Origin of the sequence: Acrocarpospora catenulata, from assembly GCF_018476525.1 — a bacterium.
GTDB lineage: Bacteria > Actinomycetota > Actinomycetes > Streptosporangiales > Streptosporangiaceae > Acrocarpospora > Acrocarpospora catenulata.
This window is the reverse complement of record NZ_JAHCST010000096.1, coordinates 1-24,130: the sequence shown is the minus strand read 5'-3', so window position 1 is coordinate 24,130 and position 24,130 is coordinate 1. Positions and strand designations below refer to the sequence as shown.

The 24,130-nt window shown below is 71.9% G+C and carries 19 protein-coding genes; 5 read left to right on the top strand and 14 right to left on the bottom strand.

Annotated features, from left to right (window positions below; translation table 11 throughout):
* Nucleotides 1–115: 115 nt before the first annotated feature.
* A complete protein-coding gene (locus tag KIP79_RS44190; protein ID WP_214111056.1) occupies nucleotides 116–2,278 on the top strand; it encodes a hypothetical protein in 2,163 nt (720 codons plus the stop codon).
* Here KIP79_RS44190 and KIP79_RS44185 read toward each other — a convergent pair.
* From KIP79_RS44185 to KIP79_RS44165, 5 genes are all read right to left on the bottom strand, one after another.
* Complete coding sequence (locus KIP79_RS44185; RefSeq protein WP_214111055.1) at nucleotides 2,242–3,213, bottom strand: hypothetical protein; 972 nt, start codon at nucleotides 3,211–3,213, stop codon at nucleotides 2,242–2,244. The two genes, KIP79_RS44190 and KIP79_RS44185, sit on opposite strands and share 37 nt — an antisense overlap.
* A 41-nt stretch (nucleotides 3,214–3,254) precedes the next feature.
* On the bottom strand, nucleotides 3,255–5,828 hold the full coding sequence (locus KIP79_RS44180) for an AAA family ATPase (protein ID WP_214111054.1): 2,574 nt from the start codon (nucleotides 5,826–5,828) through the stop codon (nucleotides 3,255–3,257).
* Entirely contained in the window at nucleotides 5,828–6,988 is a 1,161-nt protein-coding gene (locus KIP79_RS44175) for a metallophosphoesterase family protein (RefSeq protein ID WP_214111053.1), read from the bottom strand. The genes KIP79_RS44180 and KIP79_RS44175 overlap by 1 nt, the downstream gene beginning before the upstream one ends.
* 42 nt (nucleotides 6,989–7,030) lie before the next feature.
* Entirely contained in the window at nucleotides 7,031–8,848 is a 1,818-nt protein-coding gene (locus tag KIP79_RS44170; protein WP_308170228.1) for an ATP-binding protein, read from the bottom strand.
* Between the two features lie 223 nt (nucleotides 8,849–9,071).
* Nucleotides 9,072–9,614 carry an HIT family protein gene (locus KIP79_RS44165; RefSeq protein ID WP_214111052.1) on the bottom strand — a complete coding sequence of 181 codons (543 nt, stop codon included), beginning with the start codon at nucleotides 9,612–9,614 and terminating at the stop codon, nucleotides 9,072–9,074.
* Between the two features lie 135 nt (nucleotides 9,615–9,749).
* On the opposite strand from KIP79_RS44165, the gene KIP79_RS44160 reads away from it, so the two are divergent.
* A complete protein-coding gene (locus KIP79_RS44160; RefSeq protein ID WP_214111051.1) occupies nucleotides 9,750–10,274 on the top strand; it encodes an Asp23/Gls24 family envelope stress response protein in 525 nt (174 codons plus the stop codon).
* 58 nt (nucleotides 10,275–10,332) lie between these two features.
* On the opposite strand, the gene thrS is transcribed toward KIP79_RS44160, so the two are convergent.
* The 6 genes from thrS to KIP79_RS44130 all read right to left on the bottom strand — a co-directional run bounded on the left by thrS (nucleotide 10,333) and on the right by KIP79_RS44130 (nucleotide 17,321).
* On the bottom strand, nucleotides 10,333–12,303 hold the full coding sequence (thrS, locus tag KIP79_RS44155) for a threonine--tRNA ligase (RefSeq protein WP_214111050.1): 1,971 nt from the start codon (nucleotides 12,301–12,303) through the stop codon (nucleotides 10,333–10,335).
* A 61-nt stretch (nucleotides 12,304–12,364) separates the two neighbouring features.
* Nucleotides 12,365–12,958: a glycoside hydrolase family 25 protein gene (locus KIP79_RS44150; RefSeq protein WP_214111049.1), complete on the bottom strand. Its 594-nt coding sequence runs from the start codon at nucleotides 12,956–12,958 to the stop codon at nucleotides 12,365–12,367.
* A gap of 22 nt (nucleotides 12,959–12,980) precedes the next feature.
* The gene (locus KIP79_RS44145) at nucleotides 12,981–14,120 is read right to left on the bottom strand and encodes a glycosyltransferase family 4 protein (RefSeq protein ID WP_214111048.1); all 1,140 of its coding nucleotides are present in this window, start codon (nucleotides 14,118–14,120) and stop codon (nucleotides 12,981–12,983) included.
* Nucleotides 14,117–15,010, bottom strand: coding sequence for a sulfotransferase family protein (locus KIP79_RS44140; RefSeq protein WP_214111047.1), 894 nt, complete (start codon nucleotides 15,008–15,010; stop codon nucleotides 14,117–14,119). Before KIP79_RS44140 ends, KIP79_RS44145 begins: the two co-directional genes overlap by 4 nt.
* A gap of 103 nt (nucleotides 15,011–15,113) precedes the next feature.
* Nucleotides 15,114–16,349, bottom strand: a complete 1,236-nt coding sequence (locus KIP79_RS44135; RefSeq protein ID WP_214111046.1) for a BtrH N-terminal domain-containing protein — start codon at nucleotides 16,347–16,349, stop codon at nucleotides 15,114–15,116.
* 354 nt (nucleotides 16,350–16,703) lie between these two features.
* Nucleotides 16,704–17,321 (bottom strand): hypothetical protein, encoded by a 618-nt coding sequence (locus KIP79_RS44130; RefSeq protein WP_214111057.1) that lies wholly within the window; start codon nucleotides 17,319–17,321, stop codon nucleotides 16,704–16,706.
* 27 nt (nucleotides 17,322–17,348) lie between these two features.
* On the opposite strand from KIP79_RS44130, the gene KIP79_RS44125 reads away from it, so the two are divergent.
* Complete coding sequence (locus KIP79_RS44125; RefSeq protein ID WP_214111045.1) at nucleotides 17,349–17,507, top strand: hypothetical protein; 159 nt, start codon at nucleotides 17,349–17,351, stop codon at nucleotides 17,505–17,507.
* Here the strand turns inward: KIP79_RS44125 and KIP79_RS44120 are convergent.
* The 3 genes from KIP79_RS44120 to KIP79_RS44110 all read right to left on the bottom strand — a co-directional run bounded on the left by KIP79_RS44120 (nucleotide 17,482) and on the right by KIP79_RS44110 (nucleotide 21,910).
* Nucleotides 17,482–18,426 carry a pirin family protein gene (locus tag KIP79_RS44120; RefSeq protein WP_214111044.1) on the bottom strand — a complete coding sequence of 315 codons (945 nt, stop codon included), beginning with the start codon at nucleotides 18,424–18,426 and terminating at the stop codon, nucleotides 17,482–17,484. The genes KIP79_RS44125 and KIP79_RS44120 overlap by 26 nt on opposite strands.
* Nucleotides 18,427–18,510: 84 nt before the next feature.
* Entirely contained in the window at nucleotides 18,511–19,740 is a 1,230-nt protein-coding gene (locus KIP79_RS44115) for a hypothetical protein (protein WP_214111043.1), read from the bottom strand.
* A 139-nt stretch (nucleotides 19,741–19,879) separates the two neighbouring features.
* Nucleotides 19,880–21,910, bottom strand: a complete 2,031-nt coding sequence (locus KIP79_RS44110) for a beta-galactosidase (RefSeq protein ID WP_214111042.1) — start codon at nucleotides 21,908–21,910, stop codon at nucleotides 19,880–19,882.
* A 161-nt stretch (nucleotides 21,911–22,071) separates the two neighbouring features.
* On the opposite strand from KIP79_RS44110, the gene KIP79_RS44105 reads away from it, so the two are divergent.
* Together KIP79_RS44105 and KIP79_RS44100 are read left to right on the top strand one after the other, a co-directional pair.
* Complete coding sequence (locus tag KIP79_RS44105) at nucleotides 22,072–23,265, top strand: ROK family protein (protein ID WP_214111041.1); 1,194 nt, start codon at nucleotides 22,072–22,074, stop codon at nucleotides 23,263–23,265.
* Nucleotides 23,266–23,482: 217 nt separating this feature from the next.
* Entirely contained in the window at nucleotides 23,483–23,704 is a 222-nt protein-coding gene (locus tag KIP79_RS44100) for a hypothetical protein (RefSeq protein ID WP_214111040.1), read from the top strand.
* The last annotated feature ends 426 nt before the right edge of the window (nucleotides 23,705–24,130 follow it).

Genomic DNA, 24,130 nt, shown 5'->3' with positions numbered 1-24,130 from the left:
GGTGGGTGGGTGGGGAGACCCGGCAATCAAGTGGATGGGTCTCGTGGGTTACCTGGACGAGGGAGGGTGCCACCCCCTACGGTGCCCCTTGCTGCTGTCGTTGGGGAGGTCATCGGTGAGGCGGACCCTGTTCGGGGTGGGCGTTCTGCTGTGTGCACTCGGGGTTCTGGCCGTACCGGCGCGGGCGGCCTCGCCGGGCCCGGTCGCGCTGGTCGGGGTGCCGGGGCTGATGTGGAGTGACGTGACCCTCGAGAACACCCCCAACCTGTGGCGGCTTGCTGGGCGCAGCGCCGTCGGCTCCCTCTCGGTTCGTACGGTGGGAAACGTGACCTGCCCGTACGACGGGTGGCTGACCGTCTCGGCCGGGGTGCGCTCGGCGGTGGGACAGCGATGCGGCCTCCCGCCGGAGCCGCAGGCGTTCGCGCAGCGGGCTCAGGTGCCGGACTTCCCCACGCTCACCTCGGAGAATGTGGCCCCGTCAGCCGGAACCGTGGGCCTGGCCCCGGACAGCGGCGACTGCAGGTTCGCCGTGGGCCCGGGGGCGGCCCTGGCGCTCGCCGACCGGAGCGGAAACGTCGACGTCTACCAGCCGTACCCGAAACAGGACACCCGGCTGGCGCAGTGCTCGGTCCTAGCCCTCGACGTGGCCGTGCTGGTGCGGGGATACCTGGACAGTGACGGAAAGCTAACCCGGGAGATCGAGCCGCGCACCCCCGGCGCCCGGCAAGCGGCGGTGCGGGTCGCCGACCAGATGGTGGGCACGTTCCTGGACCAGTTGCCCGCCAACGCCACCGTACTGGTGGCCGGCCTCGGAGACCACGACGCGGTGCCCCATCTCCGCGTCGCGATGATGCACACGCCGGACATGTCAGGCACCAGCCTGCTCGGCTCGGGCTCCACCCACCGCGACGACATGGTCATCCTGCCGGACCTGACCACGACCATGCTGGCGGCCGCCGGCCGCAGCCCCGCCGAGATCCCGGACACCGCGATCGGCCAAACCTGGCAGGCAGGCCCGCCGATCACCCTGAACGCCGCCCTACAGCACCTCCGCACCGCCGACGTGGCCGGACAGACGATCAGGAACTCCGGCGGAATCTTCTTCACCTGCCTGGCCGTCCTCCAGGTCACCTTCTACGTAGCCGCGTTCCTGCTGCTGCGGCGGCGCAAGGCCCTCGGCACGGTACGGGTGGCGGCGGTGGCGCTGGCGACCATCCCCGTCTCCACCTACCTGGTCAACCTCTTCCCGTGGGCCGCCACCGGCTCACCGACCGTGGTCCTGGTCGCCGGCATCGCCACCATCGCCACCACCCTCACGGCGCTCGCGCTGCTGGCCCCCCGGGTACTGTCCCGAGGGCGCCGGGAGAACATCCTGATCCCCCTGGGCGTGATCGCCGGCATCACCGCCCTGGTGCTCCTGGCCGACCTGCTCACCGGCACGTCCCTCCAGCTCAACAGCCTGATGGGCTACACCGGCGTGGTCGGCGCCCGCTACTACGGCCTGGGCAACATCCCGTTCGCCCTGCTCGCCACCGCCGTGCTGCTGGTCGCCACGGCAGTCGCCGACACCCTCGTACGGCGCCGCCATCGCCTCCTGGCCGTGGCGCTGGTCGCCGCGCTCGGCGTGTTCGCGATGGTCCTGGACGGCTGGCCGGGCATCGGCAGCGACTTCGGCGGCGTGATCGCGTTCGTCCCGGGCATCGCCGTGGCCACGATGATCGTGGCCGGGCGGCGGGTGTCGCTGATCAAGCTGGCGCTCTACTGCGTGGCGGGCGGGGTGATCGTGATGGCCTTCGCCTACCTCGACTACGGCCGTCCCCCGGCCTCCCGTACCCACCTGGGCCGGTTCGTCGGCCAGGTGATCGACGGCACCTTCCTGCCGGTCATCACCCGCAAGCTGGAGGCGATGCTGCACACGCTGCTCAGCCCCAATCTGATGCCCGTGGTCATCGCGGCCTTCGCCTTCCTGATCTTCGCCCTGTTCCGGCCGGACACGGCGACGGCGGGAGTGCTGCCGATCGCCTTCCGGCGGGCGCCCATGCTGAAGGCGGGGCTGCTCGGCGCGCTGGTCAGCGGCGTGGTCGGCATGCTGGTCAACGACTCGGGGGCGGCCGTGCTCTCGATGGCGCTGGCACTGGCCATTCCGCTGGTGCTGAGCACGGGCATCCGGGCCCTCCAGCTGTCGACCATCGAGGCGCCGGTGCTGGAGGGGACGGTCATCACCGCGAAGGATCAGACGGCTCAGGACCGGGCCGCCGCCGAGCAGAGAGCCCGGTAGAGCAGGGCGGGGTCGCCGAGGCGGTGGCGGAGCAGCTTCTCCAGGCCGCCGATGGGGACCAGGTTCTGCGGGGCGCGGGGGTCCTTGTAGTCGATCCCGGCCAGCGAGGGCAGCATGAGCGTGATCGCGTCGGCCAGGGCCACCACCTCGGACCTGGCCAGCTCGGCGCCCGCCTCACACCGCGCCACGCCCGCCCACGGCGCCCGGGACCGCACGGGAAGGCGCAGGTACCAGCTGTGGCGGCGCCAGTTGGTGCCCATCAGGAACACCGGCGTACGCTCCCCCGGCCGGAGCGCGGCCACCACCGCGGCCTGCGCGCCCGGCAGGTACACCTTGTGGTGGGTCTTCACGAACCCGACCGTGCTCGGCAACCGGGTACGCAGCGGGCCGTCCACCAGCAGCAGCTCCTCCTCCCCCGTCTCGGCCCGGTACCGCACGGCCAGCCGGGCCTCCAACTCGGTCAACCGGACCTGAAGCGCCAGCGACAGACCGTCGAAGCTCCCGTCCCCGCCCTCCCTGGCCTCGTAGACGGCCACCGGGGTGCGCACATCCGGAACATGCGGGAGCGCGCTGAACAGCGACCGGTTCACCTCGATCGCGACCAGCTCCGCCGGGGCCTCCCCCGGCACACACCGGACGATCCCGGCCGCGTACGAGGCGGCGATGCCGGCCACCGGCGGCTCCCCCGGCGGGCCGTCCATCCAGACCCGGGCGTCGATGCGGCGCACCCCGTCGGCGACGAGCAGCGCCTTGGGCGGGGCGGCGGTCGCGGCCGGGACGACCGGGGCCCACTCCTCGGCCGGGATCTCGACGTCCAGGTCGAGTTCCGCGCTGCTGCCGTCCAGGTCGCCCACGGCGTCGGCCCCGACGGCGGCGGCGTAGCCGGGGTCCCAGGGGTCCACGGCGAACCCGGGGCGGTGCAGGGTCGTGCTCATCAGGTGGTCGTCCTCATCGCGTGGTGCTCATCGGTTCGTGGTCATTGGGTGGTTCGCTGGACGTGCGATCCGGACGGGTCGCGGGTGATCTCGTAGCGGACGGGGATCCGGTCGGCCAGTGCCGGGACGTGGGTGACCACGCCGATCATGCGCTCCCGCCCGGCCGCCAGGCGCTCCAGGGTGGAGGCGACGGTGTCCAGGGTGGCCGGGTCGAGCGTGCCGAACCCCTCGTCCAGGAAGATCGAGTCCAGGCTGCGGGCGGCCGCCGCGGCCAGCCCGGCGACCTGGTCGGACAGGGCCAGGGCGAGGGCCAGCGCGGCCTGGAAGGTCTCCCCGCCGGAGAGCGTGCGCGCGTTGCGGCGCATCCCGGCCTCGGCGTAGTCGACCACCTCGATCTCGCCCTTGCCGCCGAGGACCAGCTCGTACTGGCCGTCGGAGAGGTCGCGCAGGGTATCGGAGGCGGCGGCCACCAGCAGTTCCAGTGCCTCGGCGCAGAGCCAGCGTTCGAACTGGTTGGCGCGGAGCAGCAGGCCGAGCTCGTGCGCGACCCTGGCCTGCTCCTCGTACCCGGCGACCTGCTCGGCGAGTTCCCTGGCCCGGGCCCGGGCCTCGCGGACCCGCGCCAGCCGGTGCTCGGCCTGGGCGGCTCCGGCGGCCACGACCTGCCCGATCTCCACGGGGGTGGCGGTGACCTCGACCATCAGGCCAAGCTCGGCCAGCCGCGCCACCAGCGCGGCCCGCTCCCCGTCACGGACCCGGACGGCCTCGGCCACCCTGGCCGCCCGCTGCTCGTCGGCGGCGCGTTCCGCGGCGGCGGCCTGGTCCCGCCAGGCGAGCAGGGCGGTCCAGGCCCGGTGCAGTTCCTCCCGGTCGATGGGCGGGGGCCGGAAGACGGCCACGGCGTCCCTGGCGGACTCCAGCTCCCGCCAGGAACGTTCGGCGCGCTTGCGCAGCCTGGCCACCTCACCTTCGGCGGCGGCCAGGGCACTCCTGCCCTGCCGGAGCTCCCGGCGCGCCCGTCCCGCCGCGTCGGCCGCCTTCTCGATGGCCGCCAGCAGGCCCCCGATCGCTTCTCGCTCCGCGCGCACGGCCGCCGCCACCGTGGCCGCGGGGGTCGGGGAATTCGTCGCCGTGGTGGCCGCCTCAGCCCTGGCGTCCGGCACCGTGCCATCCGCATCAGCCCTGACGTCCGACGCCGAGCCGGCCTTCGCCGGGGTGACCGCATCGGCCAGAGTGGTCAGCCGGGCGGCAAGGGTGTTGGCGTTCCGGGTGAGGACCGACGCTTCCGCGGTGGCCTTCTCGTGGGCGGAGCGGGCGGTGGCGGCCGTTTTCCTGGCCGTGGCGACGGCGGTTTCGGCGGTGTCCAGACCGGCCAGGGCGGGGTGGTGCGGGAGTTCGGCGATCGGGCGCAGGCAGGTGGGGCAGGGGTCCCCGGCGGTCAGCGTGCGGGCGAGCTCGGCCCCCGCGTGGGCCACCCGCAGGTGGTCGCGTTCCCGTTCGGCGGCGGCCAGGGCGCGTTCGGCCTGCTCGGCGCGGGCGGCCAGCGGGGGCAGGGCGGCCACCGCCCGGCCGGCCTCGGCGCGGGCCGCCGTGGTGTCGGCCTCGGCCCGCAGGTAGCCGTCCAGCAGGGACAGGCGCTCCAGCAGTACGCCCTGGTCGCCCAGGTCGGCCAGCTCCTGGTCGGCGCGCTGTTCCCGCTCGGCCAGGGCGGCCACGGCCTCGGCCGCGGCCCGGACCGTGTCGTCGGCGGTGCGCAGCGCGTCGGCCAGGCCGGGCACCTCGGCCGGGAGGGTGAGCCTGGTCAGGGTGGTCAGGTGGACGGCGGCCGCCCGGCGCTCCTCCTGGAGCCCGCGCACGGTCGTGTCGTGGCCGGTGAGCGAGGCCAGGTCGGCGCCCACCCTCGCGGCCAGCGCGCCCAGCGCCTCGACCCGGGCGGCGGCGGCCGTCTCGGCGGCCTCGTCGGCGCCGGTCAGCCGGTCCAGCTCGCCCCGGGCGAAGCCGATGCGCTGCCGGGCGCTCTCCTCCTCGCGCACCGCCCGCTGCCGGATGCGCTCGTAGACGTCGGCGTCCAGCAACTGGACCAGCAGGTCCTGCCGTTCCCGTGGCTGGGCGTGCAGGAACTCGGCGAACCTGCCCTGGGGCAGCACCACGCACTGGGTGAAGAACTTGTACTCCAGACCGGTGAGCCGCTGCACCTCGGCCGTGACCTGGTCCCCCTCGGCGACGGGGGCGCGCACGGCGGCGAGCAGGTCGGTGACGGGCGAGTCGGCCGGGGCCCCGGGGTCGAGCTCGTCCAGCCGGGCCTCCTTGGTCCGCACGCTGTTCCTGGCGTCGCGGAGCAGGGAGCGCACGATCCCGTACCGGCGGCCGGAGACCTCGAAGACCAGGGCCACCCGCCCGGAGGCGGCCGAGGGCGCCAGCGCGTAGGCGACCACGTTCTCCTTGCCCCAGCGCGGCACCGTGCCGTACAGGGCGAAGCAGATGGCGTCGATGACGGTGCTCTTGCCCGCGCCGGTGGGGCCGACCAGGGCGAAGTAGTCGACGTCGGCGAAGTCCACCTCGGCCGGTTTGCGGAAGCTGCCGAAGTTCTCCAGGTAGAGCCGGATCGGACGCATCAGGCGGTCGCCTCCCCCGTCACCTCGTCGTGCAGCCGGTCGAACAAGGCCGCCACCCGGGGGTCGTCGCGGCCGGTGGCGGTGAGGTAGTCGCGGAACAGGTCGCGGGGGCCTCGTGCGGCGGTGCCGGGGTCCCGGTGGCGGGCCGGAGTGGGGCGGAACCGGGGGTCCAGGTCGACCTGGAGGGCGCCGGGGAGGATCTCCCGGACGATGTCGGCCAGGCCCGGGCGGGGCTTCTCGGCCACCACCACCCGGAGCCAGGTCTCGGCCAGCTCCTCCGCCCGAGCCTCCAACTGCTCCAGCGTGCCGGTCACGGTGGCCAGGGCCCGGGCGGCGGCAATGGGCGCCTCGCGGACCACGGCCGGGACGCCCGGCTGGACGGTCACCAGGAGCGCGCCAGGGGTGTTGCGCTCCTCACCGAAGTCCACCGCGATCGGGGAGCCGCTGTACCAGATGGGGCAGGGGCCGGGGATCTGCTGGCGGCGGTGCAGGTGGCCGAGGGCCGCGTACTGGGCGGTCGGCGGGAAGGCGGTGGCCTCGAAGTAGTACGAGAAGATCGACTGTGCCTGGCGTTCCCCGCCGCCGAACCGGCCGCCGGGGAGCGTGCCGTGGGTGGTGACCAGGTTGACCGTGTCGCCGGTGAACCCGGCGGTGAGGGCGGCGGACAGCTGGGCGAAACGCTCGGCGTAACCCCGGTTGTGCTCGGCGGGGGTGCCGGTGAGGGCCTCGGCGGCGCGGACCACGTGACGGTGGGAGAGGAACGGCAGCACGGCCAGGCGGACCGGCTCGCCGGAGCGGGCCGTGAACTCCAGCGTGCCGCCCCGGTCGGGGCGGCGGAAGGTGCCCACCACGTGGATGCCGAGCGCGCCCAGCACCGGACGGTAGACGTCGAACAGGTGGGGGTTGTCGTGGTTGCCGGCCAGCACCACCACGTCCCGCCCGTCCTCGCGCAGGGCCATCAGCGCGGGCATCACCAGGGACTGCGCCTCGGGGGTGGGCGCGGAGGTGTCGAAGACGTCGCCGGCCACGATGACGGCGTCCACGTCCTCGCTCCGGGCCAGGCCGACCAGCTCGCGGAGGACCGCCCGATGCTCGTCCACCCGGGACCGGCCCTTGAGCACCTTGCCGACGTGCCAGTCGGCGGTGTGCAGGATCTTCATCGGACTCCCTCGCGGAACGAAGTGGATTCAAGCGAAGCGAACTCAGAAGGGCGGAATGTCGTCTTCGGGGGGATCTCTGGTCAGGCCCGCGAAGGGATCCGGGGACGATCGCCCGTACAGTGCGGCGGCTGTCCCAGAAGAGGCGGGCAGGCCGGGAGAGGCCTCGGCGGGGCGGGTGGCCCAGGCGGGGAACGGGAAGGAGATGGCCAGCGGCACGGGGATCTCGGGCTGGGCCACGAACATGGTGCCCGGTTTGGCGATGGTGGCGCGTTCCCGAGCGGTGGCCGGCAGCCAGCCGTACTCGGCGCGGGCGGCCTCGGCCGGGTCCAGGCGCCCGGCCACCCGGACCGCGCAGTTGGCCACGATCCGCCGCTCCACCTCGGAGGCGGTCTGCTGGGCGCCGATCAGGATCACCCCGAGCGAGCGCCCGCGCTCGGCCACGTCCAGCAGGATCTCCTTGATCGGGGAGTCGCCCTCGCGCGGCGCGTACTTGTTCAGCTCATCCAGCACCACGAAGAGCAGCGGCCGGGCCGAGCCGGTGCCCTCCTTGCGGGCGAACTCGCCGCGCAGCACCACGCCGACCACGAAACGTTGCGCGCGCTCCGGCAGGTTGTGCAGGTCCACGATGGTGACCTGGGCGTCGGAGGTGCCGATCCCGTGCGGGCGGCCGGGCGGCAGGTCGCCGCGGACCAGCGGCGAGAGCGCGCGGATGGAGGTGCGCAGGCGGCGCAGGAAGGCGTTGACGGTGCCGAGCGGGGTCGGCGCGCCGGTCCAGGCGCTGCGGGTGCTCTCGTCGGTGAGCCGCTCGTCGATGAACTCGACCAGGTCGGCGTAGGTGCGGATGGGCGGTTCCTCGTCGAAGCGGACCGCGCCTGACTCACCCCCGTTCTGGGCGGCGGCCCGCAGCCGCGCGGCGATCTGGCCGACCAGCAGGCTGTACTGGGCGCGCTCGTCGTCGGCGTCGGCGAAGACGAAGCGGAGCAGCTCCTGCTCGCAGAACTCGGCCAGCGTCCAGTAGAAGGCGCTGACGCCGCTGGTGCGGGCCGACACGTGCGGGACGGCGTTGGGGTCGCCGGGCCGGGGCGGGGCGAACACGTGCACGCTCCGGAACGGTTGCGCGGGCAGGCCGAGCCGCCCGTACTGCCCGCGCGCCGTCTCGTCCATCCGGGTGTTGGCGTGGTCGAGGAAGAGCAGGTCCTCCCCCTTGACCGAGAAGATCAGCGCCTTGGTGTTGGCGGCCTCGGCGCCGAGCATGCCGGAGTTGAAGATCGAGTAGAGCAGGAAGGTGGCGAAGGAGGTCTTGGTGGCCACGCCGGAGACGCCGGAGATGGACACGTGCGCGCCCCTGGTGCCGTCCAGGAAGTCGAAGTTGAGGTAGGCGGGCAGACCGTCGCGCCCCAGGCCCATCGGCACCCGGCGCTCCATCACGTCGAAGTAGAGCGCCTGGTCGCGCTCCAGGCCGTCCGCCCGGTAGGCGGGGGCGCCCGGCAGCGGCGGGACGAACACCTCCGGCTCGATCCGGGTGACCTTGACCTCGGCCACCTCCACCACGGCGGCCGGCAGGCTGCCGTCGGCGATCAGGAACACGTCGGAGTCGAAGGCGGCGCCCTCGTGCCTGGCCTCCACCTTGGTGACGATCCCGGCCACCAGCACCTGGCCGTAGCCCGGCACCTCCCTGCGGGTGACCACCACGTCGTCGAGCTGAACCACCCGGCCCGGCTCCAGCCCGATCCAGAAGGACAGCGGGGAGGCCGACTGCGTGCCCAGCACCCGGCCGACCGCCTCGGCGGGGGCACTCGCCGCCCGCTCCGTCACGCCGTCCCCATCGGGCCGCCCCTGGCTCACCTGTCCGTTCAGCACGACGGCAGCGTAACGGTAGCCACCGACAAGCCGGCCTCAATCTGGCAGGCCAGTACCCCAACATAACCGCATCTCCCCGGCATCCAACTTCCCCTAGTCGTATGTGGGGTTTGCCCGGCCGCTGCCGGTGTCTGGACTGAGCGGAGGGAGCGCCAGCGACCGGAGGGAGGGAAGACACCGGCTGCGGAGCGGCCGGGCCGGCCTGCCGGAGGCGGGCCCAGTGTCACTGCCAAGCGTCCGCTAGCAGGTCGCGGGTATCCCGGAGCAGCTGGGGCAGGACCTTGGTCTGGCCGACGACCGGCATGAAGTTGGTGTCACCGCCCCAGCGGGGGACCACGTGCTGGTGCAGGTGGGCGGCGATGCCCGCGCCGGCCACATGGCCGAGGTTCATGCCCACGTTGAAGCCCTGGGCGCCGCTGGCCTTGCGCAGCGCCTGGAGCGCCTTCTGGGTGAACTCCGCCAGCTCGACCACCTCGGGGCCGTCCAACTCGGTGTAGTCGGCCACGTGGCGGTACGGGCAGACCATGAGATGCCCGGAGTTGTACGGATAAAGGTTGAGCAACGCGTACACCACCGACCCGCGCGCGATGATCAAACCATCCGCGTCGGGGAGCTTCGGGCTCTCGCAGAACGGGCAGCCGTCCTCGGCCCCGGCTCCTGTGGGTTTGTTCTCGCCCTTGATGTACGCCATGCGGTGCGGCGTCCAGAGCCGTTGGAAGGCGTCCGGAACACCCGCGCCCGGCTGCTGCCCCGGGTCGTCTGTCATGACGGCCAGCATATTGCGGGCCGGTCTTCCGTCACGTATGCCCCCACCCGTCATCAGATGCAGGACTATCGCCGGACAAATCACTAGATCTTCCGGCAGAATTCCAAGCCCCTGAGCCCCGAGGAGATGATCGCCATGACCGAAGTCGTGTCCTACGAGGAGTCCACCGCCCCCGCCCTCGACGAGCCGGAAACCGCCCCTGAAGCCGCCGAAGCCCCCGAAGCCGCTGAGCCCGCCGACGCTCCCGCAGACCCCGAACCCCCTGCGCATGTGGACGCGATCTCCGTATCCGGACTGAAGGGCAAGATCACCGTAGCCGACGAGGTCGTCGAGAAGGTCACCGCCCTGGCCGCCCTCCAGGTCCCCGGCGTCGCCGACCTCGGCGGCGACTTCGCCCGCGCCTTCGAGTCGGTCAGGGAACGCATCGGCATCGGCAACAAGCGCGCCAACCAGGGCGTCAAGGCGGAGATCCAGGACGGCCTGGTCGCCATCGACATCACCATCGTCATCCTCTACGGCCACGTGGTCATGGAGGTCGCGGCCCAGGTCCAGTCGAACGTGGCCACCACGGTGTCCCAGATGCTCGGCATGGACGTCGTCGAGGTCAACGTCACCGTGGACGACGTCCGCCTCCCCGACGAGCAGCCCGCCGCCGGCTGAGCTCACCGATGGAAACGGCTCCCGCCTCGCGAGGCGGGAGCCGTACCGGACGAGAGGATCAGACGAGGCGGCGTTCTACCGTGTCGAGGATTTCGGCGATGGCTTCCTCGATGGGGACGCCGTTCTTCTGGTCGCCGTTGCGGTAGCGGAAGGAGACCGCGCCGGCGGCGATGTCCTCGTCGCCCGCCAGGAGCATGTAGGGGACCTTGGACTTCTGGGCGTTGCGGATCTTCTTCTGCATGCGGTCGGAGGAGGCGTCCACCTCGACGCGGATGCCCTTGCGGCGGAGGCGGGCGGCCACGTCCTGGAGGTAGGGGACGTGGGTGTCGGCGATCGGGATGCCGACCACCTGGATGGGCGCCAGCCAGGCGGGGAAGGCGCCCGCGTAGTGTTCGGTGAGGACGCCGAAGAAGCGTTCGATGGAGCCGAACAGCGCGCGGTGGATCATGACGGGGCGCTGGCGGGTGCCGTCGGCGGCGGAGTATTCGAGGTCGAACAGCTCGGGCAGGTTGAAGTCCAGCTGGATGGTGGACATCTGCCAGGTGCGGCCGATCGCGTCACGGGCCTGGACGGAGATCTTGGGGCCGTAGAAGGCGGCGCCGCCGGGGTCGAGGACGAGTTCCAGCTTCTCGGATTCCGCGACCTCGCGGAGAACCTCGGTGGCCTCCGCCCAGTCCTCGTCGGTGCCGACGAACTTCTCCGGGTCCTTGGTGGACAGCTCAAGGTAGAAGTCGTTGAGCCCGTAGTCGCGGAGCAGGTCGAGCACGAACCGCAGCAGCGACTTGAGCTCGTCGCGCATCTGGTCACGGGTGCAGTAGATGTGCGCGTCGTCCTGGGTGAGCCCGCGCACCCGGGTCAGCCCGTGCACCACGCCGGACTTCTCGTACCGGTACACGGTCCCGAACTCGAAGGTGCGCAGCGGCAGTTCGCGGTAGGACCGCCCGCGGGCCCGGAAGATCAGGTTGTGCATCGGGCAGTTCATGGGCTTGAGGTAGTACTTGGCCCCCTCAAGCTCCATGGGCGGGAACATGCCGTCCGCGTACCAGTCCAGGTGCCCGGAGATCTTGTACAGCTGTTCCTTGGTGATGTGCGGGGTGTTGACGAAGGAGTACCCCGCCTCCTCGTGCTTGCGCCGCGAGTAGTCCTCCATGACCCGCCGGATGGTCCCGCCCTTGGGGTGGAAGACCGGCAGCCCGGAGCCCAGCTCGTCGGGGAAGGAGAACAGGTCGAGCTCGGCCCCCAGCTTGCGGTGGTCCCGCTTCTCGGCCTCCTCCAGGAAGTGCAGGTACTCCTCCTGCTTCTCGCGCGACTCCCAGGCGGTCCCGTAGATCCGCTGGAGCTGCGGGTTCTTCTCACTCCCCCGCCAGTACGCGCCCCCGGACCGCATCAGCTTGAAGGCCGGGATCACCCGGGTGGAGGGCAGGTGCGGCCCCCGGCACAGGTCCTTCCAGCACAGGTCGCCGCTCTTGGGGTCGAGGTTGTCGTAGATGGTCAGCTCCCCGGCGCCCACCTCGACACTGGCCCCGTCCTCGGCGGACGCCCCGCCCTTCAGCCCGATCAGCTCAAGCTTGTACGGCTCGGCCGCCAGCTCCTCCCTGGCCTGCGCGTCCGACACCGGCCGCCGCGCGAACGCCTGCCCCTGCTTGACGATCTCCCGCATCCGCTTCTCGATGCGCTTGAGGTCGTCCGGCGTGAAAGGTTCCTTGACGTCGAAGTCGTAGTAGAACCCGTTCTCGACCGGCGGCCCGATGCCCAGCTTCGCCTCCGGGAAGATCTCCTGTACGGCCTGCGCCATCACGTGCGCGGTGGAGTGCCGCAGGATGGCCCGCCCGTCGGTGCTCTCAATGAGCACCGGCTCGACCTCGTCACCGGGCGAGACGACGGCGGCCAGGTCCCTGAGCTCGCCGGAGACCCGGGCCGCGATCACGGTTCGCCCGTCCGCCTCCAGCACCTCGCCGTACGTCGTGCCCGCCGGCACCACACGCTCGGCTCCGGCCAGGGTGAGGTGGATGTCAAGGGCGGCAGACACGGTGACTCCTAAGCGAGAAACGAATGAACATCAAGAGCCGACTCTACCGGCAGCGCAGGACCTATTTCGCGCGCTTATCCGGCGCTCCCAGCGCGAGCAGTTCCGGCAGCGACCCGGCGAAGACGTCGAGGTCGACCGGACTGCTGGCGTACTGGTGGATGGTCCAGGCCCGCCACGGCGCGGGCACCTCCGGCCGGCCCATCGGACGGCCCGGCGCGGTGATCCAGAGCGGGTACGCCTCCAGGCCCTCGCAGTAGCCGTCGGCGGCGAAGTGGAGGTGGGTCCAGACCAGCGGGCGCAGGCCGGACCTGCGGGTCACCTCGGCGCACCACTTCCGGCCGAAGGCGGCCACCTCGCCGGCGGGCAGCTCGTCGCCGTCCTTGAACTCCAGGGCGGCCAGGTCGCCGGGCGCGAGCCGTACCGTGTCGAGGAAGTGGCGGGCCTGGGCGAGCGGCTCGCCGTGCGGGCGGGCCACGTGGTAGGCGCCGCGGACCAGGCCGCTGCGGCCCATCGCGGCCCAGTTCTCGGCGAAGCGCGCGTCCACCACACCGTCGCCCTCGGTCGCCCGCGCGAAGGCGAAGCCCACCTCGGATTCGGCGTGCGCGGTCCAGTCGACGGCGCCCTGCCAGTCCGAGACATCGATGCCCTGGATCACCGGTATGAGGGTAGTGACCGGACTAACGGGCCGCGAGCAGTTCGGTGAAGAGCTCCTCCCACCTGGGCATGATCGCCTCGGGCGCGTACTGCGCGGCCGTCTCCAGGGCCGCCTCCCCCAGTCGCTGCCGCAGACCGGGGTCGTCCATCAACCGGGCGATGGCGCGGCCCAGGCCCGCCACATCCTCGGGCGGCACGAGCAGGCCGTTCACGCCGTCCACGAGCACGTCGCCGGGTCCTGTCGGGCAGTCGAACCCGGCCACGGCCAGGCCGTGCGCCATGGCCTCCAGCATGACCATGGGCAGGCCCTCGAACCGGGAGCTGAGGGCGAAGATCGAGGCGTTGGCCAGTTCCTCGTCCAGGCGGCTGGTGCGGCCGTGCAGCTTCACCTGGCCGCGGAGTTTGACGGAACCGCGGAGCGCCTGGAGTTTCGGGCCCTCGCCGTAGATGTCCAGCCGCCAGCCGGGGTGGTCGGGGGCGATCTGCTCGAAGGCGGGGATGAGCAGGTCGAAGCCCTTCTGGGTGCGCAGGCGGCCGGCCGCGATCACGGTGGGCGCGGTGAGCGTGGCGCGCCGCCGCCCGGCGCCGGAGACCGCGTTGGGGATGTGCACGGTGCGCACGCCGGGGGCCAGTTTCCGGTAGTCGGTCTGGTCGGTGCGGGTGAGCACGGCGACCACGGCGAGCCGGGGGTACCAGCGGGCGATGGCGCGGCGCACCGCCTCGTGGTGGGTGCTCAGGTTCATGTGCTCCTGGCCGACGGTGACCACGCCGCGCGGGGCGTGCCTGGCGGCCATCAGGTTGAGCGCGGGCCGGGTGGTGACCAGCACCCCGCCGTCCAGCCCCCGGACGTACGCGGTGACCGCCTTCTCCACGTGCGGCGTGAAGTACCGGGCGGCGAACTCCCCGTACGGCACGGCCTTGCCGCGCAACCGGCGCATCACCCGGTCGGCGAAGGTGATCTCCTGGCGGCCGTCGCGCTCGTCCACCAGCGCGCTGAGCCGGACCCTGGGGTCGATCCTGAACTGGGCGGCGTCCCGCCGCCGTACCACGCTGACCAGCTCGACGTCGTGGCCGCGTTCGGCCATCGCGTTGGCCTGGGCCACGACGGTGCGGATGGTGCCGCCCATGCCGTAGGCGTGCAACAGCAGGTAGCGGATCCTCACGAGGGCAGGTACCCCCAGCGCCGGCACATCGGCCGGAGGATCTCCGGCACCTCCTCGGGGCTGGGCAGGGCGCGGCCGGGCTGCACCTCGCCGGAGCGGATCTTGTCCTTCCAGTCGCCGAGGCCCTTGGTGATCACGCTCTGCTCGCCGTACCTGAGCATGCCCGACTCGTACGGGATGCCGAGATCCGCGCAGATGGCGCGGAGCTGGGTCTCGGGGTCGGCGGTGAGGTCCTCGTAGCGCACGGTCAGGCCGGGCAGGCCCTTGCGGGCGCGCTGCACGGCCTTCATGTAGCGGAGCGCGTCGGCCGCCGCCTCCTCGGGGGTGCGCTTGACGGGGTCGGCCTCGTGCCAGGAGCGGGCGATGGAGGCCGGGTGGCGGAACAGGAACAGGAAGCGGGCGTCCGGCCAGCAGGCGGCGATGCGCTCCCAGGCGAAGGCGTTGGCGGGGGTCTTGTCCACGATGTGGGACTTGCCGCTGCGGACCAGCTCGCGGTGGAGCACCCGGTCCCAGAGGAAGTGTTCGAGGTCGGCCTGGTTGTGGCCGAGCGCGGCCATGGCGCGTTCCGCGAGACCGGTGCCGAACTCGACGCGGAGGCGGCGGATGTGCAGCTCGTGCGGGGCGTGCAGCAGGGAGTGCGCGTTGAGCAGGGCGCGCAGCAGGGTGGAACCGGACCGGACCGGCGACATCACGAAGATCGGCTGCCGGAGCAGCCGGTCCGCGGCGGGGTCGGCGGGCGGTCGCACCTCGGCCGGTTCGACGACCTTGACGGCCATGGGAGCCTTCTTCGCGTCGCTCGGACCCTTCTTCGCTTCGCTCCTGGCGTCGTTCTTGGCGAGGTGGAACCCGGTGAACTCCAGCGCGGAGTTCACCTTCTGTTTCCAGTTCATGGAGGGGGACCCTAGGGCGGTTGGCTGAGAATTTGCTGAGTCAGAGCCCAAATTTAACGTACCGGTCCGGCCACGCGGGACCCATGGCCGGACCGTACCCAGGTCAGGCCGTCAGGCGGCCCAGCTCGGCGATCGCCTCGGTCTCGGCCTGGTGGATGGCGGCCAGCAGGTCGCTCAGCTCGGCGAGGCGTGCCGGGTCGGTCTGGTCGGCGGCGCCGCGCAGCGCCCAGAGCTCCTCGGCCGCCGCCGGGTCGGAGGCCCCTTCGGCGACCAGGTCGGACCTGATCTCCGCGGTCAGCTCGCGCAGCCGCCCGAACTCGGCCGCCGGCAAGGCCGCCTCGGCGAACTCGTGCCAGAGCCCGTGGATGCGCCGGAACTCCGCCGCCAGATCGCTCAGCGGCAGGCCGGTCACCTTGGCGGCCTCGTCAAGGCCGTCGGCGAACAGGTCGCGCAGGTTGCCGCCCTCCATGCCGACCGGCTCCACGCCCTCCCAGACCGAGCGGAGCGCTCCGGCCAGGCCGCGCCCGTCCGGGAAGACCTTGGGCCAGCTCTTGGCGGCCTTGGGGTCGACCAGGGTGCGGCTCCACTTGCGCCAGGCGGGCAGCGAGAAGGAGTCGGAGGCGGCGCTCAGGTGGGCGGCGCAGTCGCGCAGCCCGGCCAGCACCGCCTCGGCCAGCGGGACCGGCCGCGGGTGCGGCACGTGCAGCATGTTCTTGTACGAGCCGACCCTGGCCCGGGCCGCGTCCACCCGCTCCTGGAGCACGTGCAGCGGGGCGAGGTTGCGGTCGTCGAGGTAGACCCCAGTGGCGTCCCGCCGGTAGGCGATCACCGGGTGGCCGCCGTAGCCGTCCAGGTGCGGCGGGAAGTGCCAGTAGCCGATGTGGTAGCGGTCGGGGAGGATCACGCAGGGCCGCCCGGCGTCCAGTTCGGCCGTCAGCCGCTCGGCGGCGCCCCTGGCCCCGCCGGTGGTGTGCACGTCGAAGGGCACGGCCAGCCGGGTGAGGGTCTTCTCCAGCCACTGCCGGGGGTACTGCCACTGGTTGCGGAAGCCGAGGGTCACCGACCTGCTGTCGTTGTGCTTCCACTCCCACAGGATGTATCCGGCGCCGATGCCGCCCCCGGCCAGGAACACCAGGGGTTCGCTGATCTCGACGCCGCCGTTGCGGAGGATGTTGGTGATCACGGAGCTGCCGGGGTGGCGGCCGCCGTGCAGTGTCCAGCCGTCATGCGCCGGGGCGGGTTCCGCGCCGACCAGGTGCATCCTGGCCGTGGTGTAGCTCTCGCCCGTTTTGGCCATTCTGGCTCGGATGCGGGTTTTGAGCTGCTTCTTACCGGTCATTCGGACTCCACTCGCAGCACGCGCCGAACCCGGCCCACGCCCGCCGTCCGGCCTGCCGCAAGGTATGTCCGTGCCTGACCAGCCCACCCTCCCGAGGCACATTCGTCCCCTTTGCCCCCGCGGAGGGCGGGCCGCGTGGGAGCCCGCTCAGGGGGTTGGGCGGGGGAGCCCGCCATCGCGGATCCTAGCGCCTAACTGCTCAGCAAATCGATAGCGAGTATGTAGGCGAATCCGGCGATGAGCACGAGCATCGTCACCAGCATCATGATCCGCACGTTGCCCCCTTCTGTCGGTTTTCTATCCCTCTACCCCATGAAAACCGACATAAGGGACATAGTACCGTAAAACCGACGGTCAGCTCTTGGGGATGTGGACGGCTATCTCGTCACCGAGCTGGAAACCGGTGTTCAGTTCCAGGTTGTCGCCGCTCCAGAACCGGCCCGGGTCGTACCAGTTGGGCCGCCGCCGGTCGGTGAGCAGTCCCATCGCCTCGTAGGTGACCGCGACCACCTCGGCGCAGTAGGCGCTCTCCAGCGCCACCTCCGCCGAGCGCCGGGACGGCAGCCGCCCGCGCAGCCAGCGGCCGGCCAGCCGGGCGGTGGACGGGAACGGGGTGCCGTCCAGGCGGGCGATGGTCTTCAGCACCGCGTCCTCCATCTCCGGGGTCACCTGGGGCTCCAGTTGCCGGAGCCAGCCGCGCTGGCCGTACCGGTTGCCCCAGACCACCACCGCGTCCCGCAGGTCGTGCAGCTGCACGCCGCGCTGCCGGGTGCCGGACCAGACGTCGGGCAGCGAGCGGCCGAGCTCGGCGTGCCACATCAGCGGCGGCAGGTCCTCGATCACCACGGCCATGCCGACGTGGTTGACCGGGCTGTTGGTGGTCATCTGGATGGCCCGGTCGGGCACCGAGCGCCCGCGGAACACCCACACGTCACCGGTTCTGGTCAGATTGAGGGCTTCGTCAAGGCTGATCCCGTTCACGCCGCTAACCTAAGGGCCATGCGCTGGTGGAAGATACTCGGCCTGGCGGCCTTCGCGGGAGTGGCGGCGACCGGAGTGGTGGTGGCCCGGGCGGAGCGCAAGCGCCGCGCCTACACCCCGGACGAGATCAGGGACCGCCTCAGGGACCGGGTCAACGCTCCCGGCCCCGAGGCTTGAGCGTGGTCCCCGGCAGCGCCGGGGCCGGCAGCGGCGGGCCGTCGAACCCCGCCACCTGACCGAAGCCGCGGCCCTCCGCCATCCAGTTCTCGCGGAACTCCACGATCTCCTGGTGCGAGCGGCCGACGAAGTTCCACCACATGACGATCTCCTCCTCGAACGGCACGCCGCCGAGCAGCAGCAGCCGGGCGGACTCCCTGGCGTGCAGCGTCAGCTCGTGCCGCCCGGCCCCGAGGTAGATCAGCGGCCCTGGGCCGAACGAGGTGCCCTCGACCTCGGCGGCGCCGTCCAGCGCGAGCAGCGCGTACTCGAAGCCCGGGGTGAGCGGCAGCGTCACCGGGGCTTCCAGCGTGAGCTCCGCGCCCACCAGCGGCGAATAGGTGACGGCCGGGGAGGCCACCCCGCCCAGCTCCCCCATGAGGACGGTGGCCTCGGCCCCGCCGTCCAGGGTCAGCACCGGCAGCGCCGGATGGTGCTCGAAGTGCGGCGGCACGTGCCGGTGCGCGCCCGGCAGCGCCACCCAGAGCTGCGCGCCGTGGATACGCCCGAAGGCCGACTCCTCCGAGTGCGCGATGCCGCGCCCGGCCGTCATCAGGTTGAGCTGCCCCGGTTTGATCAGCTGCTCGCTGCCCACCGAGTCCCGGTGCAGCACCTCGCCGTCCACCAGCCAGCTCACCGTCTGCAGACCGGTGTGCGGGTGCGGGGGTACCCGCATGACCGCCTGCTCCGGTCCGTACGCGTCCAGGAAGCACCAGGCGCCGACCATGCGGCGGCCCTTGGTGGGCAGGGTCCTGGTCACCCGCATCCCGCGCGGACCGCCCAGCACCACCTCCCGCCCTGCCAGCGGCTCGACCACCGGCCTGCCGGGTTCCGCCGTCCCGCAGACCGTCTCCTCCGGCGCCCGCTCAAGGTTGCTCATGCCTCTGACTGTACGACCGGCCGCTCCCGGTCCCGGACACGAGAAAGCCCCCGGCGAGCGGCCGGGGGCTTCTTGAAGTTGGGGTCAGCTCACCGCGGAGCCGTTCACGGACAGGATGCGGTCCGACGGCGGGATGGCCGGGAAGGCCCCGGTGTCCACGATGCCGTGCTCCAGGTAGGCGGCCTCGATCAGCGCGTGCGCGTTGGCCTCCAGCTTCCAGAGCGCGCGGTACTCCCGGGCGGTGTCCACCGGGATGCCGGTCTCGCGGGCGATGTCGGCCGCGCGCGGCACCCACCTGTTCTCGATCTGCGCGTCCCAGTAGGCCCGCGCGGTGCGGATCATGTGCGCCCGCTGCATGGTGTCCACCACCTGGTTCTCGGTGGGGCCTGCCTCGCGGCGCTCGTCCTCGTCGTCGGGGGCGGTCAGGGCCAGCATGCGCGGCTCCGGCTCCTCCGGATCCCACGGCACCGGCGGGTGCAGGTCGATCAGCGCGGAGGTGTTGTAGAGCGCGCCGATCTGGGAGAGCAGGGCCTCCTGGCGGGCGGCGTCGTGGGCCAGGCCGGTGTGCTCGACCGCCTGGTCCATGGCCCGGTCCAGCTTGGTGAGGGCGGCCCGCATGCGGCGGTCGGAGGCGCCGGCGGCGCGCAGCGCGCGGGCCCGCTTGGCGGCCAGCGCGACCCGGGTCAGGCGGCGGTGGGCGTCCACCTCGGAGGCGGTGCGGTCGCTGGCCTCGGCGATGCCCAGGCGGACCATGACGCGCTCGGGGGTGAGCCGCCAGTGGATGCGGGGGCGGCCGGTGATGCGGTGCCGTTCGATGGCCATGCCGCGCTCCCAGAGCCAGGCGGCGACCAGCGGGGCGGCCAGCCGGAAGAGCGCCTCGGGCAGGCTGCGGGCGTCCATGCTGGAGAGCACGGCGGACAGGCCGGTCAGCGCCCAGACCGCGATGCCGTCGATGCCGGCCGAGAAGTTCTCCCGCATGTTCCGGCGGGCCCGTACGGCGCTGGTGATGACCGCGACCTCGATGAACGCGAAGAGCAGCAGGCGCAGCGGCCCGTCGAACCCGAGCACGTCCCCGGAGAAGCGCCACATGCCCTGCGCGGAGACGCCGGTGGCGATGCTGGCCGCGACAATGGTGAGGATGTCCTCGGCCGGCCGGGGGGCCACGTACTGGCGGACGAACCGGGACAGCGCGCGGTAGAGGGCACGCAGCCCGAAAAGAGCTAGAAAGATCGCGACCAGCGCGAACACGCCGAGGATAGCCGCGCCGACGGGGTTGGCAGACACGAAGGCGGTGAGTTGATCGAAAGGTGGCATCAGTCCGTCATTCCTCGATGTCCGACGGGTAACGACGCGATCATTCCAGAATGTGGCGTGAACCGCTTCCAAAACCCCTGTGACAATTGGGAAATCAGTGGCTTCCGGGTGGGCGGCGGACGCCTCCGCCGCCCGGTTCTCACGCGGCGGGGAACACCCGGAACTCGCCGCCGATCCGGTCCAGGTCGGCCGGATGGTCGGCGATGAGGATCTCGCCGCCCACCTTCACCCCGGCGGGGACCGCCGAGTCCAGGTACCCGTTGACCCCCTTGACCAGGAAGTCGTCCAGCTCCCCCGCCACCAGGCGGACGACGGCCGCCCCGCCGCGAGCGGTGATCAGCTCGATCGGCCGCCCGTCCAGCTCGACCAGGACGGCGCCCTCGTGGTCGCTCTGGGTGAGCACGGTCAGGTAGGAGATGTCCTGGTCCGGGTGCGTACGCAGGTAGGCGTCGGCGTGGCCGTCCACCACCTTGACCCGGGAGGCGGGCGCGGCGAAGTCGGCCCGGTCCACCCCGGCCAGGGCCTCGGCGAGGATCCGGCAGGGGCGGAGGAACTCATCCAGGGTGGGCAGCGGGCCGTCCACCTCGACCAGGCAGCCCGCCTCGACGTGCCCGGCCAGCAGGCGCTGGACCTGCCGGTGCATGAAGGCGCCGCCAGGCACGGTCAGCCGCGGGTGCGCGGCCAGCTCCACGGCGGTGGCGCTCTCCAGTTCCAGCAGCCGGTAGTCGCGCCCGGCCGCGCGGCAGCGGTCGTGGAAGGCGCGCAGCGAGCGCCCCAGCTCGGGCGCCCCCGAGCCCGGCTCGGCCCAGGCGGCGATCCCGGCGTACGGGAGGTAGAGGCCGTAGGTTTCCCCGGCCTCCGGCACGCACTCCAGGAACTCGGCGCCGTGCCGGGCGAAGAAGTCGGCCAGCGAGCGCACCGCGTGCGCCTTCGGGGTGACCGAGCCGTCCGCGCCGATGGGCGCGCAGTCCGGGTACGGGGAGTCGTGCACCGAGTCCAGGCCCTCCAGCCAGCCGGAGGTGCCCACGCCGGTGTAGACGTTGAAGCCGGTGCCTCCGGCGGCCAGGGCCAGCAGGGACTGGTGGAAGCTGGTGGTGGCGTCGGCGTAGGCCGGGTCGTACAGCTCGGAGAAGCCCCAGTTCTCCTCCAGGTTGGGGCCGGGGGCGCGTTTGGCGGCCGTCACGTACCTGGCCTGGGAGTCGGGGTTGGCGGAGACCACGCCCATCCAGTTGGTGAAGCCGTAGTGGATGCCCTCCCAGAGCTCGGGGCGGACCCGGGCCAGCCAGTCGTCGAAGGAGTGGTGGTGCTCGGCGGGCGGGTTGAGGTTGACCACGACGGGGACCCGGCAGTTCACGGCGGCGGCCCAGCGGTGGTAGACCTCGGCCAGGTACTCGGCGTGGAAGCGGCCCCAGTCGCAGTAGGCCTGCTGCTCCTCCGAACGCGCAGGCGCGGTCCACGAGCGTGGCGGCTCGGCCTCGGACCAGTCCCGGATGGCGGTGCCGTGCAGGCGGTTGTACTCCTCGAGCGTGCCGTACCAGGCCTGTAGCCGGTCACGGAAGAAGGCCAGGCCGGAGGCGCTGTAGTCGTAGGCGGACAGGGGCAGCGCGCCGCTGGTGAAGATGCCCTCGTTGGCGATCTGCATCATGATGACGGGGCCCTCCGGCCAGGTGGCCGGTTCCAGGACCTCCTTGCCGGTGGCGGCCAGCCATTGGGTGACCAGGGGGTCGAAAGCGGCGCCGAGCGGCGCGGGCAGCGGCTCGCCCAGCCAGGCCGAGGCCTCCCCCTTGGCGTCGAGCAGGGGTTCGATGGCGGGGTTGGTACGCGGGCAGACCCAGTCGGGCAGGCCGCCGTAGTTGGTCTCGGCGTGGATGAAGGGGCCGGGCTTGGCGATGACCTTCAACCCGAGTTCGTGGCAGAGCGCGAGAAATCCGACCACGTCCCGGCTGGGGTGGGTGTGCCCGGCGAAGTCCGGCGGGCCGTCGGGCGTGGGCTGGTGGTGGCGCCAGGGCAGGTAGCAGGTGATCAAGTCGATGCCCAGCTCGTCGCGGATCGCGCGGAGCCGGTCGGCCCAGACCTCCGGGTCGTCCCGGTAGTAGGGATAGTCGGCGGTGACGAGCGCCTCGGGCTCGCCTTCGATGACGGTGACCCCGTCGCGGACCTCGATGGTCACGCTCACTCCGTTCGTCGATCAGTTGATTCTCACGATTGCCCTAACACATAGTATATATCTTGAAAAAAGTCACCAGTAGATCCCCCATCCAGGGTGGGGACCTCGTGTGACTTATTTCAGACCCTGACCTAACATGGGCCAAGACATGGGGGAGGAAGATCATGGCTAGGCCCGAGCGCAGGACCGTCCGCGACCTCCGGAAGGGGAACCGCGCGGTGCTCCTGCGCGAGCTCTACTTCGTGGGTCCGACCAGCCGCCACGAGCTCACCGCGCTGACCGGGCTGAGCGCCGCCACGGTGAGCAACGTCACCGGCGACCTGCTGGCCGACGACGTCATCGTGGAGGCCGGCCTGGTCGACTCCGACGGCGGGCGCCCCCGGGTGCTGCTCCGGGTCAACCCCGTGTACGGCTACGCGATCGGCGTGGACGTCGGCGAGACCCATGTGCAGGTGGAGCTGTTCGACCTGGACATGAACGAGAAGGCGCGGGCCGAGTACCCGCTCCGGCCCGACGGTCACGACGTGGACGTGGTGGTCAGGAACATCCTCAGCGGGATCGACGCGGTGCTGGCCGACGCCGGGGTCGCGCCCGAGCAGGTGCTCGGCGTGGGGGTGGGCATGCCCGGGATCGTGGAGAGCGGTCCTGACGCCCTCATTCACGCCCAGACCTTCGGCTGGGACGGGGTGCCGCTGGGGGCGCTGCTCCGTGAGGGCACCTCGCTTCCCCTCTACATCGACAACGGGGCCAAGACGCTGGGTCAGGCCGAGCTCTGGTTCGGCGCCGGGCGGGGGTCCAGGAACGCGGTCATCGCGCTGATCGGGTCCGGGGTGGGGGCGGCGATCATCACCGATGGGGTGACCTATCGGGGGGCCAACAGCAGCGCCGGGGAATGGGGGCACACGAAGATCGCGCTGGGTGGGCGGGCCTGCCGGTGTGGGGGGCGCGGTTGCCTGGAGGCGTACATCGGGGCGGAGGCCATCCTGGAGCGGGCCGGGTTGCCGCTGGACACGGCCTCCGAGCAGGCTCAGCTGGCCGAACTGGTGCGGTCGGGGGCGCCGGTGGTCGACGAGACGGTGGAGTATCTGGGGGCCGGTCTGGCCAACCTGATCAACCTGTTCAATCCTGAGCGCATCGTGGTCGGCGGGTGGGCGGGGCTCACCCTCGGGCAGCATCTGCTCACCAAGATCAAGAAGGCGGCGGCGGAGAACTGTCTCACCCAGCCCTTCTCCACTGCCTCCATCGTGCTCGGACGCCTCGGGCCTGACGCGGTCGCGCTCGGCGCCGCGACCCTGGTCATCGAGGAGTTCCTGTTGAACAACACCGCCTCCCCCGCCCGCGCCCACGCGACGCTCTGATCCCCGCCCCTGGAACGCTCCTGCTGTTCTTCGCCGCCCCTGTACGCGTACGGCTGCTGGTCCCCGCCCGTCTGGAACGCTCCCTTCCATCACGGGCCGGTTACCGCACCAACTTGGTGTGACCTGGGTGTCCAACGATCAGGCCGAGCCTGATACGGTCAGTGCCCCCCACATTTTCCGAGTCGTCATTCCCGTCGTCGCCGTGGAGGAGCCTGCTGTGATCATCGACAACCTGGAACTCGCCGACAGCGCCCGCGCCCTCGCCGACAGCGAACCCGCCGGAACCCTGGAGCACGCCGCCGCCGCCTCGGTGGCCATCACCTGCGCCACCACCCGCGACGCCGACCAGGCCAGAACCGCCCTCACCGGCATCTCCCCCGAAAACGTCCGCCAGGCCGCCCTGGCCCTATTCGACCGCCTCGCCACCAAGCCCCACTGACCGAGAAGGTTGGTTGCCCGCCTCGATACGCGAACGATGGGTTGCGGTGGAACTCCCGGCTCCGCCGGGAGGGCCGGCTGCCGTCCGGCACGCCAAAGGTTGGTTGCCGGGAAACTCCCACCCACCCTTCTGACCCTTCAGGTCCGGACGCGGCTCCGCCGGGAAGGCCGGCTACCGCCTCGATACGCGAACGCTCGGTTGCCGCGGGACTCCCACCCAGCCCTCGATGGCCTTCGGTCAGATGCGGCTCCGCCGGGAGGGTCAGTTGCCGTCCAGCACGCCAAAGATTGGTTGCCGGGGAACTCCCACATACCCACCCATTTGACCCCTTCAGGTCCGGACCCGACTCCGCCGGGAGGGCCGACTGCCGTCCGGCACGCCAAAGGTTGGTTGCGGGGAACTCCCGCCCACCCGCCCCCTCCTACC